This is a genomic window from Kibdelosporangium banguiense, assembly GCF_017876405.1.
In the GTDB taxonomy this organism is placed as follows: Bacteria; Actinomycetota; Actinomycetes; order Mycobacteriales; family Pseudonocardiaceae; genus Kibdelosporangium; species Kibdelosporangium banguiense.
Genome location: NZ_JAGINW010000001.1, coordinates 4,974,052 through 4,989,242, shown reverse-complemented (window position 1 = coordinate 4,989,242; position 15,191 = coordinate 4,974,052). Strand labels below are relative to the sequence as shown.

The 15,191-nt window shown below is 64.9% G+C and carries 17 protein-coding genes; 2 read left to right on the top strand and 15 right to left on the bottom strand.

Annotated features, from left to right (window positions below; genetic code table 11):
- Window positions 1–253 precede the first annotated feature (253 nt).
- Complete coding sequence (locus JOF56_RS23645; protein ID WP_209641680.1) at window positions 254–1,063, top strand: MerR family transcriptional regulator; 810 nt, start codon at window positions 254–256, stop codon at window positions 1,061–1,063.
- Here JOF56_RS23645 and asnB read toward each other — a convergent pair.
- From asnB to JOF56_RS23630, 3 genes are read right to left on the bottom strand one after another with little or no spacing between them, the layout of a single operon-like run.
- Window positions 1,043–2,887, bottom strand: coding sequence for an asparagine synthase (glutamine-hydrolyzing) (gene asnB / locus JOF56_RS23640; protein ID WP_209641678.1), 1,845 nt, complete (start codon window positions 2,885–2,887; stop codon window positions 1,043–1,045). The genes JOF56_RS23645 and asnB overlap by 21 nt on opposite strands.
- A gap of 15 nt (window positions 2,888–2,902) precedes the next feature.
- Entirely contained in the window at window positions 2,903–3,904 is a 1,002-nt protein-coding gene (locus JOF56_RS23635) for a methyltransferase (RefSeq protein ID WP_209641676.1), read from the bottom strand.
- A 13-nt stretch (window positions 3,905–3,917) separates the two neighbouring features.
- Window positions 3,918–4,388 (bottom strand): PhzA/PhzB family protein, encoded by a 471-nt coding sequence (locus tag JOF56_RS23630; protein ID WP_209641674.1) that lies wholly within the window; start codon window positions 4,386–4,388, stop codon window positions 3,918–3,920.
- A gap of 120 nt (window positions 4,389–4,508) precedes the next feature.
- Here JOF56_RS23630 and JOF56_RS23625 point away from each other — a divergent pair, with 120 nt between their 5' ends.
- Window positions 4,509–5,345: a PhzF family phenazine biosynthesis protein gene (locus tag JOF56_RS23625; RefSeq protein WP_209641673.1), complete on the top strand. Its 837-nt coding sequence runs from the start codon at window positions 4,509–4,511 to the stop codon at window positions 5,343–5,345.
- 3 nt (window positions 5,346–5,348) lie between these two features.
- On the opposite strand, the gene JOF56_RS23620 is transcribed toward JOF56_RS23625, so the two are convergent.
- From JOF56_RS23620 to JOF56_RS23565, 12 genes are all read right to left on the bottom strand, one after another.
- Complete coding sequence (locus JOF56_RS23620; RefSeq protein ID WP_307855225.1) at window positions 5,349–5,957, bottom strand: pyridoxal 5'-phosphate synthase; 609 nt, start codon at window positions 5,955–5,957, stop codon at window positions 5,349–5,351.
- Window positions 5,954–6,280: a hypothetical protein gene (locus tag JOF56_RS23615; RefSeq protein WP_245379956.1), complete on the bottom strand. Its 327-nt coding sequence runs from the start codon at window positions 6,278–6,280 to the stop codon at window positions 5,954–5,956. The genes JOF56_RS23620 and JOF56_RS23615 overlap by 4 nt, the downstream gene beginning before the upstream one ends.
- Window positions 6,281–6,285: 5 nt before the next feature.
- Window positions 6,286–8,139, bottom strand: coding sequence for an anthranilate synthase family protein (locus JOF56_RS23610; RefSeq protein WP_209641669.1), 1,854 nt, complete (start codon window positions 8,137–8,139; stop codon window positions 6,286–6,288).
- Complete coding sequence (locus JOF56_RS23605; protein WP_281065472.1) at window positions 8,127–8,765, bottom strand: isochorismatase family protein; 639 nt, start codon at window positions 8,763–8,765, stop codon at window positions 8,127–8,129. The genes JOF56_RS23610 and JOF56_RS23605 overlap by 13 nt, the downstream gene beginning before the upstream one ends.
- Before the next feature lie 7 nt (window positions 8,766–8,772).
- A complete protein-coding gene (locus JOF56_RS23600; RefSeq protein ID WP_209641668.1) occupies window positions 8,773–9,771 on the bottom strand; it encodes a ParB/RepB/Spo0J family partition protein in 999 nt (332 codons plus the stop codon).
- Window positions 9,772–9,928: 157 nt separating this feature from the next.
- Window positions 9,929–10,546 carry a copper resistance CopC family protein gene (locus JOF56_RS23595; protein ID WP_209641665.1) on the bottom strand — a complete coding sequence of 206 codons (618 nt, stop codon included), beginning with the start codon at window positions 10,544–10,546 and terminating at the stop codon, window positions 9,929–9,931.
- A gap of 95 nt (window positions 10,547–10,641) precedes the next feature.
- Entirely contained in the window at window positions 10,642–11,619 is a 978-nt protein-coding gene (locus JOF56_RS23590; protein ID WP_209641663.1) for an NAD(P)-dependent alcohol dehydrogenase, read from the bottom strand.
- Window positions 11,616–12,236 carry a DUF2306 domain-containing protein gene (locus JOF56_RS23585; protein ID WP_209641661.1) on the bottom strand — a complete coding sequence of 207 codons (621 nt, stop codon included), beginning with the start codon at window positions 12,234–12,236 and terminating at the stop codon, window positions 11,616–11,618. The genes JOF56_RS23590 and JOF56_RS23585 overlap by 4 nt, the downstream gene beginning before the upstream one ends.
- A gap of 93 nt (window positions 12,237–12,329) precedes the next feature.
- Window positions 12,330–13,001: a response regulator gene (locus JOF56_RS23580; protein ID WP_209641660.1), complete on the bottom strand. Its 672-nt coding sequence runs from the start codon at window positions 12,999–13,001 to the stop codon at window positions 12,330–12,332.
- Window positions 12,998–14,098 carry a sensor histidine kinase gene (locus JOF56_RS23575; RefSeq protein WP_307855224.1) on the bottom strand — a complete coding sequence of 367 codons (1,101 nt, stop codon included), beginning with the start codon at window positions 14,096–14,098 and terminating at the stop codon, window positions 12,998–13,000. Before JOF56_RS23575 ends, JOF56_RS23580 begins: the two co-directional genes overlap by 4 nt.
- Before the next feature lie 64 nt (window positions 14,099–14,162).
- Window positions 14,163–14,393, bottom strand: a complete 231-nt coding sequence (locus tag JOF56_RS23570) for a hypothetical protein (RefSeq protein ID WP_209641656.1) — start codon at window positions 14,391–14,393, stop codon at window positions 14,163–14,165.
- Between the two features lie 10 nt (window positions 14,394–14,403).
- Complete coding sequence (locus tag JOF56_RS23565) at window positions 14,404–15,114, bottom strand: TioE family transcriptional regulator (RefSeq protein WP_209641654.1); 711 nt, start codon at window positions 15,112–15,114, stop codon at window positions 14,404–14,406.
- Between the last annotated feature and the right edge of the window lie 77 nt (window positions 15,115–15,191).

Here is a 15,191-nt window from a genome sequence, read left to right as displayed (position 1 = left end):
AATGCCCTTGCCGGGCAAGCCCAAACAGCCCCCACCCTCACCGGGGGGCGTCCCTGGTCCAGTCTACAGGGAGAAGGCCCTGAGCAGGGGGTTTCAAGGGTGAACCCGGTACGAATGGGCCGTTCACACTGGGTTCGCTCGAACGGCGGAGTGCGGCTGGACGGGGCGCTGCACTCGAACATCTCATCCGTAGGCTGGGGAAACACGACTGCGTGCTTGAGTCTCCCCTGAGGGGAGGTGCGAGGGTGAGGGCATGAGCTACACGATCGGGGAACTGGCGCGGCGGACTGGGCTGACGGTCAAGGCGATCCGGTTCTACTCCGACCGTGGGCTTGTTCCCCCGACCGACCGTAGCCCGGCCGGTTATCGCCTGTATGGGCCGGACGCGGTGGCGCGGCTGGAGCTGGTGCGGACTCTGCGGGAGCTGGGGCTGGATCTCAAGACGATCCGGCGCGTGCTGGAGGCGGAGGCCGATCTGCCTGGTGTGGCCGCCGCGCATGCGGAGGCGTTGCATGTGCAGATCCGTGTTCTGCAGTTGCGGCGTGCGGTCCTGTTGGCGGTGGCCAGGCGCGGGATTCAAGAAACGGACATTCTGATGACCACGCTTTCGGCGCAGGAACGCGATCGGCTTATCGCCGAGTTTCTCGACTCCGTGTTCGACGGGCAGTTCGCCGGGATCAGGCAGTCGATGACCCCGGTTTTGCCGCAACAGCCTGAGCCTGAACAGGTCGAAGCCTGGATGGAGCTGGCGGAACTGGCCAAGGATCCGGACTTCCGGGAGAGTTTGCGCACCATGCTGCGGCAGCGCGACTTCTCGACGCTGACCCTGTACGACGTTCTGCACATTGATCCGGCTTCGCCGGCCGCGGACCCGATTGTCCAAGCGGCCACGAAGGATTGCGAAGTGGACGAACTGTTGGCCTGGCTGCGGGCGGCGAACGACCCGCGCAGAGACATCTACATGGAACGGCTCGCGGTCATCAACGGCTGGGCGGCGCCGGAAAGTCCGGCGCCGCTTTTCGACTGGTTCATCGAGGCGCTTTCAGTCCGGGCGCTCGATTGACGGGTTGTACATGTCCGCCCAGTGGTACAGGTCCAGGATCCGGTCGATGCCGCGCCGCACGTTGCTGGGGATCGTGGCCGGGTCCAGCTGTACGACTTCGGTGAGCCAGTCCCAGTCGATCAGCGACATCACCAGATGGTCCCGATCAGCCAGGACTTCCTTGGCCTGCTGCTGAAGTTCGGCGTTGTAACCGGGATCCTGAGTGGACGGATACGAGGCCTTGAGCCGCTGCTGCACCGACGGTGGCACGACATGTGAAGTGGCGTGCCGGAGCAGGCTTTTCTCGCGGCCGTCGAACGCCTTCATCGACCACGGCGCGTTGTAGACGTACTCGACAAGTCTGTGGTCGCAGAACGGCACCCGGACTTCCAGGCCCACCGCCATCGAGACCCGGTCCTTGCGGTCGAGCATCATCCGGACGAACCGAGTCAGATGCAGGTAGGAGATCGTACGCATGCGACGCTCGAACTCGCTGTCGTCAGGAAGGTGATCGACCGAGGCCACCGCAGCCGAATACTGGTCCGCCATGTATGTCGGGATGTCGAGCTGGTCACGCAGGTGCGGGCACATCAGTGCGGCCCGGTCGCCACTCATCGCGCTTTGGTAGACCAGCCAAGGAAAGTTGTCCGTCCTGACGACCTCAGGATCGTGGAACCAGCGGTACCCGCCGAACACCTCGTCGGCCGACTCGCCGGACAGGGCCACAGTGGACTCGGCTCGGATCGCCTCGAACAGCAGGTAGAGCGAAGTGTCCATCTCGCCGAAACCGATGGGCATATCCCGGGCGGCGATGACCTTGCGGCGCAACGAGGGATCGGTCAGCGCCTTCGACGACAGTGTGACGAACTTGTGCTGGGGATTGACCATGTCCACGACATCCCGGATGAACGGCGTGTCCGGGGTGTCGCGGGCCTCGTCGGCCTTGAAGGACTCCTCGCGGCCGACGAAGTCCACCGAGAAGGTCCGCAACTGCTCACCTTGCACGGCCAGATGCCCAGCGGCAAGTCCGGTGACCGCGCTGGAGTCGAGGCCACCGGAAAGCAGAACACAACGCGGAACGTCCGCGACCAACTGGCGATGCACGATGTCGGTCATCAGTTCGCGAACCGTGTCTATTGTGGTCTCAAGCGAGTCTTTGTGCGGCTTGGGTTCCAGCCGCCAGTACGTCCGCTCCTGAATACCGGCACGGGAAACCGTCAGAACCTTGCCGGGTTCGACTTCGTACATGCCTTTCCACAACGCCCAGCGCGGCGTCTGCGCGAATGCCACCAGCTCACGCAGGCCATCCATGTCGACCACCCGCGGCACGGCGGGATTGGCCAGAATTGCCTTGGGCTCTGATCCGAAAAGGACCCCATCGGGTGTCGGGTAGTAATAGAACGGCTTGATACCCAACCGATCCCGAACCATCACCAGCTTCGAGTCGCGACCGTCCCAGACAGCGAACGCGTACATCCCGTTGAGCCGCTCAGCAAGACCGGCTCCCCACTCAAGGTATGCGTGCAGAACGACTTCGGTGTCGCTGTCGGTCAGGAACTTGTGCCCCTTGCCGGTCAGCTCGTCACGCAGTTCGACGTAGTTGTACGTCTCTCCACTGTAGACCAGCGAAACCTCGCCATGCGGAGTGCTGAACACCATCGGCTGGCGGCCACCCGGCAGGTCGATGATCGCCAGCCGTCGGTGGCCCAGCGCGACATGCGTGCGGATCCAGGTCCCCGAGTCGTCAGGGCCCCGGCACGCCATCGTCGCCGTCATCTCCGAAGCGATGTCCTGCCGGGTGGTCAGATCGCTGTCATAGGCGACCCAGCCCGCGATCCCACACATTCGAGATATCCCCAATCAAGGCGCGGCGATGATGGCTGTTGTCTCCACTGGCAGGTCAGCGATCCGCTCGACTCGCAGGCCGGCCCGGTTCAGCAGGGTCGTGAACTTGCCGACCGTGCGGTGCCGTCCGCCGTTGGTCATCAGCAGGTGCAGGTCCCACAACGCCGGCAGCATCGTGGAATCCTCGTCCACCACCACCCGTTCCAGGATGATCAGCCGGCCGGAGGAGTCCTTCATGGCCTTGCGGCAGTTCTCGAACACGCCGACGATCGCGTCGTCACTCCACCCGGCCAGTACCCGGCACAGGAAGTAGATGTCGCCGCCTTCGGGCACGGACTCGAACATATCGCCGGGATACAGCTCGACCCGGTCCAGCCCGACCGAGGCGGACAGGTTCTCGCGTGCCACAGGAATCACGTGCTCACGGTCCATCAACTTGGCCCGCGCGTCCGGCACTGCACCGAGAATGGCCGCAGTGAGCTGACCGGGGCCGCCACCGACGTCCACAAAGGTCTTCCCGGCCAGGTCGACGACCTCCGGAACGTAGTCGAAGAACAGGTTTCCGGCCTTCATCGCCAGCTGGAAGCGTTCTGTCGCGTCCTCGTCGTGGCTCAGATATGTGTAAAGCGGTTCACCGTAGGCGATTTCGAAGCCGGCCGTCAGCGTGGTGATGGACTCCCGTGCGTGCCCCCAGGCGGTGTAGAACTCCTCGCCGTACAGCAAACACATGTCCCGCAACGAATCCGGCGTGTTGAGCAGGACCGTGCTCACCGGTGTGTTGCGGTAGCCGTCCGTGCCGTTGCCCTCGAAGACACCGACCGCCGTGAGCAGACGCATCAGCCGGTGTATGCCCTCCTCCTTCGAACCGGTAGCCGCCGCCAGCTGACTGTTGGTGGTCTGACCTGCTTGAATGAGGTCCGGGATGCCCAGTTTCACCGCCGTGTACAGGCATTGCGCCCGCCAGCCGCCGGTGATCAGCTCGACGGCCTCGGTGGCCGCCGTCAAGTCGACCTTCACTCCAGGACCCTCCTCAGGTCGGGATTCCGCCCCGGTTGATGACCGGGATCTCGATGCCCAGCGCCCGGAGCTGGTTGTACGGGTTCATGAACTCCCGCTGGGTGACGATCTTGCCGTCGCGCAGCTCGAACGAGTGGATGAAATGGTTGCGGTAATGGCCGGGCGGGTAGGACGGGTACAGGATCTTGCCCTCGCCGTCGCATTCGACCCAGAACCGGTTGGCGTCCTGGGTTTCGAAGATCTCGATGTTGAACCACACCCAGTCCGGGAACATCCGCAGCGACCATTCGCCGTGCGCCTTGAGCTTCTCGTGCCCCTTGGACACGATCGGCTCAGGTGTGTCCCCTGTGTACAGTCCCGCGCTGCCGTCCTCGGTGAAGAGCAGGTATCGGGTCAGCCGGTTCTCGCCCCGCCGGCTCATGTAGTCCTCGACGACCGCGCGGTGAATCCGGCGCAGTTCGGTGGTGTCCATTACTCCGGTCATTTCCGATCAGACCTCGCAGACGTTTCCCGTCTCGTTTCTAGTGGCAACGGCGAATAATTGTCAACCGGCGTCCAACCGGAGAACTCGACATCCCCGGACGGCTGACGGTAGCGTGCACGAATGCATGACTACGTTGTCGCGGACGTGTTCACCGATACCGCACTCGAAGGTAACCCGGTCGCCGTCTTTCTGAAAGCCGACGACATTCCCGCCGAGCGGATGCAGCGGATCGCCCGCGAGATGAACCTGTCCGAGACGGTGTTCGTACTGGCCCCGGAGAACGACGGCGACGTGCGGGTACGGATCTTCACACCGGTCAACGAGCTGCCGTTCGCCGGGCATCCGACCATGGGCACCGCATTCGTGCTCGGCGAGCTCATCGCAGGCGACAGGATCGGAATGGAAACCCGGATGGGGACAATTCCGTTCGAATTCGACCGGATCGACGGAAAAGTCCACTGGGCCCGGATGCGCCAGCCCGTCCCGGAATGGCAGCCCTATCCACAGACTGATCATTTACTGGAAGCACTCGGCCTGAAAACATCCACCCTGCCGGTCGAGGTCTATCGGAACGGGCCGAGGCATGTGTTCATCGGACTGCCCGATATCCCGGCGCTGTCGGCGCTCCGGCCGGATCTGCTGATGCTCGCCGAGCACTTGGACATGGCGGCCAACTGTTTTGCCGGCAGCGGCGTCGAGTGGCGGACGCGAATGTTCTCGCCGGCGTACGGCGTGGCGGAGGACGCGGCGACCGGCTCAGCCGCCGGGCCGCTCGCGATCCACCTCGGGCGGCACGGCCTGGTGCCGTTCGGGACGCGGATCGAGATCCGGCAAGGTGTCGAGATGGGCCGGACATCGAAGATGTACGCGCAGGTGACCGGCACGCCCGAGCAGATCGGCGTGGTCGAGGTGTCCGGCCAGGCCGTCGTGATCGCCCGCGGGACCCTGCAGATCTAGTCCTCACGGCTGTAGCCGGCAGCTCGTCCAGCCGTCGTCCGTACGGTCATAACGCAGCCGCCGGTACAGCCGGTCCGGGTCATCTCCATGCCAGAACTCCACAGTGGACGGCAAGAGCTCGTACGCCACCCACCGCTCTGGCCGAACAAGTGTTTGGCCAGCGAGCCGTTGCGCCTCAGCACGCAGGACTTCCTCGTCCTCCAGCACCTCGCTTTGCCATGCCGCGACGGACATGGGGAGTGTGCGTGGATTGCGCGCGTCCCAGATCCCGTCGGCTTCCTCACCGGACAATTGCCGTACCGGACCGGCGAAGATCAGTTGCCGGTAGAGCTCACGCCAGTAGAAGACACCGGAAGCCCGGCCGGTGGCCGCGATGTCCCGGCCCTTCTGGCTGTTGGTGTGACTGGCGAACACCCAACCCTGATCGGTGATCCGGATGGTCTGGCACATCCGGCTGGAGACGCCGCCGTGCGCGTCCACTGTGGCCAGTGCGACGACACCCGGCTCCGAGGCCCCTTCCGCCTTGGCCGTCTCGAACCATGCTTTGAACAGGCCCATCGGCTCAGCCGGCGGCTGGTAGTACTCGGGCATGGCGATGTGCAGCGCGGTCACGGCGCCTCCAGCGCGAGGCCGATCCCGGACAGGCCCGGCTCGGTGAAGACGCCCTCGATAGTGGCCTCCACGTCGAACCGGATCCGCTCGGTGGGCGGATAGCCGATCAGCTTCGCGGCCTTGTTCGGCGGCATCTCCCAGGGATCGGGCACGGTTTCCCACAACATGATCGCACCCCAGCGGTTGCCGGCCGGATCGGCGATCCAGACCTTCAGCCGCAGCCCCACGACATCGGCCCACGGCTTGACGCCGTCCTCGCGCAGGTGCTCCCGCAGTGTGTCGATGGTCTGCTTGGAGTGGGTCAGATCCCACCAGGCGATCATGGCCTTCAAAGCTGAAGCACCTCCTTGATCCGGGTGGCCAGAATGCGCGGGCCGTCCAGGGTGAGCACCGACTCGGCGTGGAATTGCATCGAGGAGAAATGCGGTCCGCGCAATGCATTGACCTCGCCTGTACCGGGCTCACGACTGACCTCGACCAGGCCGGTACCCGGGCAGTCGATCTTGTCGTCGTGATTGTGCGCGGCGAAGGCGTTGTAGAAGCCGACGGTCTCGCGGTCGCCGAACAGGTCGATCTCGCGTTGCGTCCCTTGATTGGATACCTTGCAGCGCTTGACTTCGAGCCCCAGGGACCGGCTCAGAACCTGGTGGCTCAGACAGACCGCGACGAACCTCCGGCGTTCGGCCAGCAGTGCGGCGATCGCCGAATGCAGGTGTGCGATCCGTGGGTGTTCCACGTCGTTCGGGTCGCCCGGCCCAGGGCCCATCACCACCAGGTCGACATCGTCCCATGTGTACTGTTCGTCAAACCGTTTGACGCGTACGACCAGCCCCAGCGAACGAAGCTGGTGCGCGATCATCGCGGTGAACGTGTCCTCGGCGTCCACAACCAGAACCTCCAGCCCATGCAGGCTTGGGTCAGGCAGTGCCGTGGAGGTGCCTGCCAGCCAGAAGTCCGCCAGGCCGACGGTCCGACGGCCGAGCGCGGCCTTGACATCCGGGTCGTCACTGAACTGGTTGCGCTTGCCCACATCGAATGCTGCCAGCAGGCCTGCCGCCTTGGCGCGAGTTTCATCCACTTCGGACACCGGGTTGGAATGCCGGACCAAGGTCGCGCCGACGCTGATCTTGACGCGGCCGGTGTCCTCGATGTCCGCGGTCCGGATCATGATCGCCGAGTCCATTGCCCGGGAACCACCGGGATTGCGGCCGATCAACGCCATCACACCGCTGTAGTAGCCGCGGCCGTTCGGCTCGTACTTCGCGATCACGCGGCACGCGCTCTCCAGCGGGCTCCCGGTTACGGTCGGCGCGAACATGGTCTCCCACAGGATCTGCCGTGGGTCGCGTGTGGACCGTCCCTCGATGAAGTACTCGGTGTGCGCGAGCCGCGCCATCTCCTTGAGATACGGGCCCACCACGCGACCGCCCTCGTCGCAGATCCGGGCCATCATCTTGAGCTCCTCGTCGACGACCATGTGCAGCTCGTCGTTCTCCTTGCCGTCGCCAAGGAATTCCATCAGGCCGGCCAGGGTCGGCCCGGTCGACGGATAGCGGTACGTCCCACTGATCGGGTTCATCACCGCGATGCCGTCATGCAGGCTGACATGCCTTTCCGGCGTGGCACCGATGAAAGTGTGCGTTCCGGTGTGGACGATGAAAGTCCAGTAAGCCCCCGATTCACGCTCACACAGCCTGCGGAAGAACGTCAACGCACTGGCCGCGCGGTAACTGGTGATATCGGCCAGATACGTCCGTTTGATCACGAAGTTCGCGCCCGCACCCGTGCCGATCTCGTCGGTGATGATCTTCTGCACGGTGCCGGCGTACGTGTCGTCGTCGACGTCGAAATGCCCGCCGGTCAGCTTGATCGGCACAACCGGAATCCGGGCGAGGACTTCATGGACCGGCAGCACGGCCTGTTCGGTCACGCGCATGGCGATCAGCGGCGAGCCGTCCTGCACACAGCCGAACCCCCGTTCGGCGAGCTGCCGGTACGGCACGATCACCAGGACTTCCTGCCCTGGCTCGGATTGCTCGGCCAGCGGGATCTCCGCCAGCGTGTCCGGTGTGGACACCTCGCCGACCAGGACGTCCAACCGGTCGTGACCGATCGTGGTCGGCCGGTGCAGCAAGGCGAACGGCGGCGGCTCAGCGGCCAGCACGCGGTCTAGGAGGTCCACAGGAGCTCCTTGGTCGTCACCACGACCGCGCACCGCTCGGCGGCATACTGCACGGCAAGCCGGTGGTAGTCCGCGGTGAAGTCGGCAACCGCGTCAGCGACCACAAAAGGCTGAATATCGTTGGTGAACGCGTCCACCGCGGTCATCAGAATCCCGACATGCGCGTAGACACCGCAGATGATCAGCTGGTCACGTTGCCGCTCGCGCATCCTGGCGAGCAGATCGGAACGGTGGAAGGCGCTGTAGCGCCACTTGGTGAAAATCCAGTCCGCCGGATGCGGCGTGAGCGGGTCGACCACTTCGCGGTCGGCGGGGTCGACCCGCATTCCTGGTCCCCAGAAGTCCTTGAGCAGACCACGTTCCTGCTCGGTCATCCCGCCCGGCTGGGCGGTGTAGGCCACCGGGACGTCCAGTGACCGGCACTGGTCCAGCAGCTGAGCGATGTTCGCGACCAGTTCACCGGCGATGCTGTGCGGGAACGGCCGGACGAAATAGCGTTGCATGTCGTGGATCAGCAGAACCGCGCGATCGGGGTCGGCGACCCAGTTCGCCACGTTGCCCGGCAGGTCGGCCAGGGCCGGCAGCGGGTACGGCGCGATCGCGGGAATACCCACCATTGTCAGCATCTCCTACTCAGTGCGCGCCGTAACTGTTTCGTTCCAGTTGTTCCGCGACTGTGCGCCAGACCCGCGCACATTCCAGGGCCGCTTGGGCGATCGTCTCCCGGGCATGGGGCGGCACATTGCGCACCATCGTCGCCCACCGGTCGTTGCTCATCGAGTGCACGTCCAGCAGCCGCAGCAGTGTGCGCCCGGTCTCGGAGAAGCGAAGCGTCGGATCGGTTCGCAGATACCGCATCACAGTGATCCGGTCGGGCATGGGCAACGGCGGTGGCGTCCGCACTTGTTGCTGCTGCCGCTTATCCTCGACTTTCCTTGACCCAACGCGCTTTCGCACAGTCGGGTCCTCACCGCGCTGTAACCGTGCACGAACCGCCCGCGCGGTCTCCGGTGAGATCCCAGCCGCCTTGGCGACCTGCCGCAACGACAGGTTCGGGTCCTCCCGCATCAACGTACTGGCGAGCCTGCGCTTCTCCAGACTGTTGATCGGCCGCACCCGGCCGTCCTGACCGACGCGGCTTTCCGGCTGTGGCACCTTGTTGTTGCGCCGGACCTCGCCGATGGTCTTGGCCGACAGCCCCGTCACCGACGCGATCAGCCGGTCCGACCAGTGCGGATGCGTGGTGACAATGCTGTTCGCGGCCGCTTTGCGCTCGGCCAGGGACAGCGGCAGGCCGTGCGACACGTTCGTCCGCACCGCGAGCACGAACGCGTCCGCCTCGTCGCCGTCGAAGAACCGGACAGCGATGTCATGCTGATTACGGAGTTTGGCCGCTCGCAATCGGTGCACGCCGTCGATGACCCGCATCGTGTCGCGGTGCACAATGATCGGCGGCAGTTCGTCCGGGGTGTCGGCCAATGCCCGGACATGCTCCAAGTTCTCACCCGCGATCCGGGGCGATCCCGCGACGCGCAATGCCCTGACCGCGACCCTGACCACTGGTCCCGCGCTCGTGTTCGCGTCGAGACACTCGAAATCTTCCCGCGGGAGGCTGACAGCGAAGTTGGTCACCTCTACGACCTCCAGTCGTCACAGCGTGCCTGGTGACCCGCACACGACAACCAGATTCGCAGTCCGGGGCGGCCCACACCAGTGAGCCGCCCACGCGCAGGAAATGAGGTGGTGTGGCCTGATTTGTGAAGACCTCACCCCCTGTTTCCCCGGACCGTCAGGAATCCTGCGGAGATTTACCCTTGCTCATTCGCATACCAGCGAAAACTCCCGCACCCACAACGATTATCGCACCGACGATCCATACCCACGCCGGAATTCCGCCGCTGTCCCCGGTCTGCTGGGCAGTAGGGGTTGTCTGCTGGGTCGTCGCAGGTGGCGGCGCGGTGACCGTAGTGGTCGGTGGGGTTGTCGTCGTGGTTGTCACGGCGGTGGGTGACGATGTCGTGGAGGTGGCGACAGGAACTGCGGCAGTGAGCGCGAACGGAACAGTTCCACGGACCGGATCGCCGTCTTCGGAAATGACGCGATAATTGATGGTGTATTGACCGGCGGGTCCCGCAGGCGTCGCAGGGGCCGTGACAACGGCACCGGCGACGGACGCCGGACCCACGGTCCACTGGACTCCGCCGGGTCCAGTGACCGTGATCGCACCCGCTTCGACCTGCACCGGCTCGCTGAATGTCAGCACGATCTCCGGCGGTGCGGAGGCGATCGAAGAGCCTTTGGCGGGGGTGCTGCTCTTGAGCGCAGTGTGCGCGAGCGCAGGCACCCCGCCCGCGAGCAGGACCGTCCCGGCGATCAACAGAGCGGCGGACATACGCCTGACGAACATGAGGGTGGCCCTTCGTGTCCCGATACCGATGGTCGGTCAACTGGTCGTTCAGACCCCGACCTTAGTTCCCGGGCTTTTCCAGTCACGCAGGGTGACTAGGCCACGGTGATGACGACCTTCGCCCGGGCATGGTCCTCCTCGAGATACCGGAGGGCCTCGGCGGTCTCGGCCAGCTGGTAGGTCCGGTCGACGACGGGCTTGACCTTCCCCAATTCGAGGAGCTCTCGCAGCGCTGTCCGGTTCTCCGTACTCGCCTCGGCCATGACCAGACGCAACCGGTGCCGGACAAAGGGTGATACAAACCGGGCTTTGATGACGAGGCGCATCGGCCCGAACAGGCTACCGCCCTCGTATATGCCTCCGCCGCACAGCAAGAGCGTGCCTTTGGGCGTCAGTACGCTTCGCAGGTCAGTCAGCGAGCGATTGCCCACCAGGTCGAACACAATGTCGTAGCAATCCTCGGTGCGAGCAAAGTCCTCCTGCGTGTAATCGACCACGCGGTCCGCACCGAGTGAACTGACCAGGTCGGCGTTCCTCTTGCTGCACACCGCGGTCACATGTGCACCGAACGCCTTCGCGATTTGCACCGCGAATGTTCCGACACCGCCTGACGCACCGTTGATCAGAACGCGTTCTCCCACGTTCACATCGCGCAGTCCTGTCAAGGCGGTGATCGCGGCAAGCGGCACTGCGGCCGCCTGTTCGAAGGTCAGGTTGGCGGGCTTCAGGTCCACGCTGTCGGCTGGGACGCACACATACTCGGCGAACGCTCCGTTGGCGTCACCGAGGTCGCCGTACACCTCGTCGCCAGGGCGCAACGAGGTCACCGCGCTGCCAACAGCTTCGACCTGACCAGCGAAGTCCCTGCCCCTGATTTTCCTTTTGGGGCCGCCTAAGCCGAATACCAAGCGCGCCATGTACGGGTCGCCTCGCATGGCGTGCCAGTCGTACGCGTTGAGTGCGGCTGCATGCACTCTCACGAGCACCTCATTGCTCCGAGGCGTCGGACTGTCGACTTCGCTGAACTTGAGAGTGCTGGTTGAGCCGTAGCGGTCTTGAACGATTGCCTTCATCGGATCTCCTTGGAACGAATGGCCCGTTCGGCCACGAGAAGGTTGATCACCCAGCCGGACCCGATCAGGAGTTCACTGGTCAAGCCGGTCGGTGTGCCGAAGAACGGGATCCACAGCACATGGAGCAGCGCCTGCGTGCCCGCTGCGATGCCGATGGCGTACCCGCGGATCATCCAGGCGCGATGCCGCAGGATGTCCCGCTGCCGGATCGCGGTGAAGCCCAGCACGAGCGACAGCACCATGGCTGTGCCGAACACAAGCCGGAAGCCGGCGAGTACAACCCCGTCCGGGCTCTCGTAGAACAGGGTCATCCACAGCCCGCTCAGCGCCAGAGTCAGTCCACAAGGGACTACGACTCGCCCGGCGTTACGGTGCCACGTCCGCCGGAGCGGAGCGAACTGCAGTGCTCCCAGGACGCAGTACACACTGGCAGAGAAGATGTGCAGCACCACTGGCACGGGCGCTTCGAAGAACCTCGCGTTGTCCGCCGTGACCGGCCCGCCGCCACCGAGATCGGCCAGCCGCATTGCACCGCCGATCATCGGCACGACACTGAGCAGGATCAACGCGGCGGGCACGCGCCATCTCGGTCTGGCCCGGGCGATTGCCTTTGTCATAGGCAGATCGTGCCGCCGCAAGCCCGGCGTCTCATCGGAAGTTGGGCCTGAGCCGAACCACCCGATAGTCCGGCGGCGAGGTCGTACTTTCGGCTACCTGTGCCGGAATGCGTTCCGCACGCGATTGGTCTCGTACGCCCACATGGCGATCTCGACGCGATTGCGTGCGCCCAGTTTGGTCATCAGGCTGGCAATGTGAGTCTTGACGGTGCTGAGCGTGATGTGGAACTCGTCACTGATCTCGGCATTGGTCCGACCGCCTGCCACCGCGACGAGGATCTGTTCCTCCCGATCGGTGAGCACATCGATGGGTTGCACCGGCGGTGATGCGGGCCCTGTCGTGGCAAATGCTCCGAGCAACCGCGCAGTAATACTCGGTGCAATAAGTGCATCGCCCTTCGCCGCGGCATGGACCGCCTCGACGAGCATTGCGCGGCCGGAGTCCTTGAGCAGGAACCCGCGCGCGCCTGCACGTAGCGCTGCGTAGACGTAGTCATCAAGGTCGAAGGTGGTGATCACGACGACGGCGAGCGGATCGGCGACGGCCGGTCCGGCCAGCGTGCGAGTGGCTTCGATGCCGTCGACCCCGGGCATCCGGATGTCGAACAGGCACACGTCCGGGCGCAGGCGTTGCGCGAGTGCTATCGCCTGCCGACCGTCCGCGGCCTCACCGACGACCTCGATGTCCGGTTGCGCGTTGAGGATCATCGTCAACCCGGTCCGGGCAATCTCCTGGTCGTCGGCGACGACCACCCGGATCGTCATCTCGCGGCTCCCGATCGGGGCAATACGGCCGTCACAGTCCAGCCGCGGTCGGCATTCGGCCCGGCTTCACACGTACCGCCAAGCAGATCGGCGCGTTCCATCATGCCGACGAGCCCGTGACCAGGCGATGTGGCTGGGCTGGCGTCGCCGTCGTCGGTGACCCGCAATTGCACCGATGTTTCGTCGGCTTTGACACGGACTTCGATCCGAGTCGCGCGGTGCGCATGTCTCCTCGCGTTGGTGACCGACTCCTGGGCGAGGCGGTAGATCGCTGTCGCGACCGATGGCGGGAGGTCGTCGATGGGGCCGGTGATCTCGACGTCGACCTTCGGCCCAGGCCCCGATCGCACCAGATCCTCGAGGTCACCGATACGCGGACTGGGCGCGAGCTCCGCCGGCTCGTTCTGGCGCAGAACACGGACCATCGTGCGCATCTCGGTCAGGGCCAGCGACGCTTCGGACTCGATCACGGAGAGTGCCTCGGTCGCCGCGTCCGGACTCGTCTCCGCGGCCGCGAGACCCGCCCCGGCCCGGATCGCCATCGCCGAGACGTGATGCGCGACCGTGTCGTGCAGGTCGCGCGCGAGCCGCTCCCGTTCGAGCAGTTTGACCTGGTCAAGCTCACGCATCCGGGCTTTGGCGCGGAACCGCAACGCCGCCCCCACCGCACTGACCGAGAACAGGATGACGAATCCGCCACCGAGCTCGACCAGGCTCATATGGCCGGTGGCCGTCGAGATTCCCAGTTTGGCCACGATGATCCCGGCGCCGATCGTGGTGTCGCGCCCGGACCCCCACCGGAACAACGAGTACACCAGCAGCAACAGGAACACCATCGTGTTCAGGTCCGACTCGGCACCCAGCACCAGCGGCACCACCATGCAGACCCCGAACGCGATCCCGACCATCAACAACGGCCTGGTCCGGCGCCACAACACCGTGGGCGCCAGCCCCACAGCCACGATCACGGACACAACCGGCGACGGAATGCCGGCTCGCAGCGTGCCCTCAAGCACCGCGGCGGCCATGATCAGCCCAGCCAGCACCCAGTCCCACCACATCCGGGGGCGCGGCTTGTCATGAACGGGGTCGTACACCAACTCATGGTACGAGAGCATGTGGCACTTCAGATCAGCCAGAAGTACGAGCGGCAGGCACTGATCAGTCGGCGGGGCCACGCAGCGTCAAGACCACGCGCATCACGTGCTCCACAGCAGAGGGAAAGACCGCGCCACGCAACTCCCCGCGGGTGGCGAGGTTGTCGGAGGCGAACTCGAGCATGCGGTCCGGGCCCATCCGGCGGACCACGAGTGCGGCGGCCTCTTCCAGGTCCAGCTCTGGATAATCCAGGCGGACCAGGGCGAACTCCACGATCAGCTCACCATCCGTCACCCTGATGAGCCTAGTCCAGCAGGTCGATCAGGCCCAGATAGCGGCTGAGGTGCACCGCCGAGTCGAGCATGGCCAGGCCCTGCGTGGTCAGCTTCCGCCGCCAGTCATCAAGAGCCCTGGACAGGGTTTCCGTGCCGCCGGCTGTCCGAATCTGTTGAACCACGGTGGATATGCGGTCCAATGGATAGCCCCCGCGCCTGAGGAGATGGGCGAGCTCGGCATCGCGGATGTCGCTCGCTTGGAAGACGCGATATCCGGTGACCGGGTCCCGCACTGGGACGAGAATGCCGACATCCTCCCAGGAACGCAGGGTCGCCGGGGTGACCCGGAGCTGACGTGCGAGTTCACCGACACTCCGGGCAATCGGCCGATCTGGAGCCACAGTGGACTCCATTGCCAGGTGATTGACCGCCGTGCGCACCGCATCGAGAGTGTCCTGATCTCGGAGCAATTGGTTGTGCCCAAAAGCAATGCTCCGAAGTGCATCCTCGAGTGCGCCCCGGTGGATCGCAGTCATGATCTGCCCGCCGATTGAGTGCCCATATGCCGCAATGAGCGCCAGATAGGCGCGGAGCGCTGCCGCGTGCACCTCGGTGTAAATCCGGTAACCGCTCTGAGTGCGCTCCGCGGGCGGGATGAACCCGTCCCGCTCGTAGTTACGGACCGCCTGGGTCGAGAGGCCGTGCTCACGCGCGAGGTCAGCCGGCCGCAGGGTGATCATCGGTTTGAGACTTTACAGCACTGCCGAGAGGCCAGCGCCACAAAAGTATCAACCGAGCTTTCAACGATACGATTCAT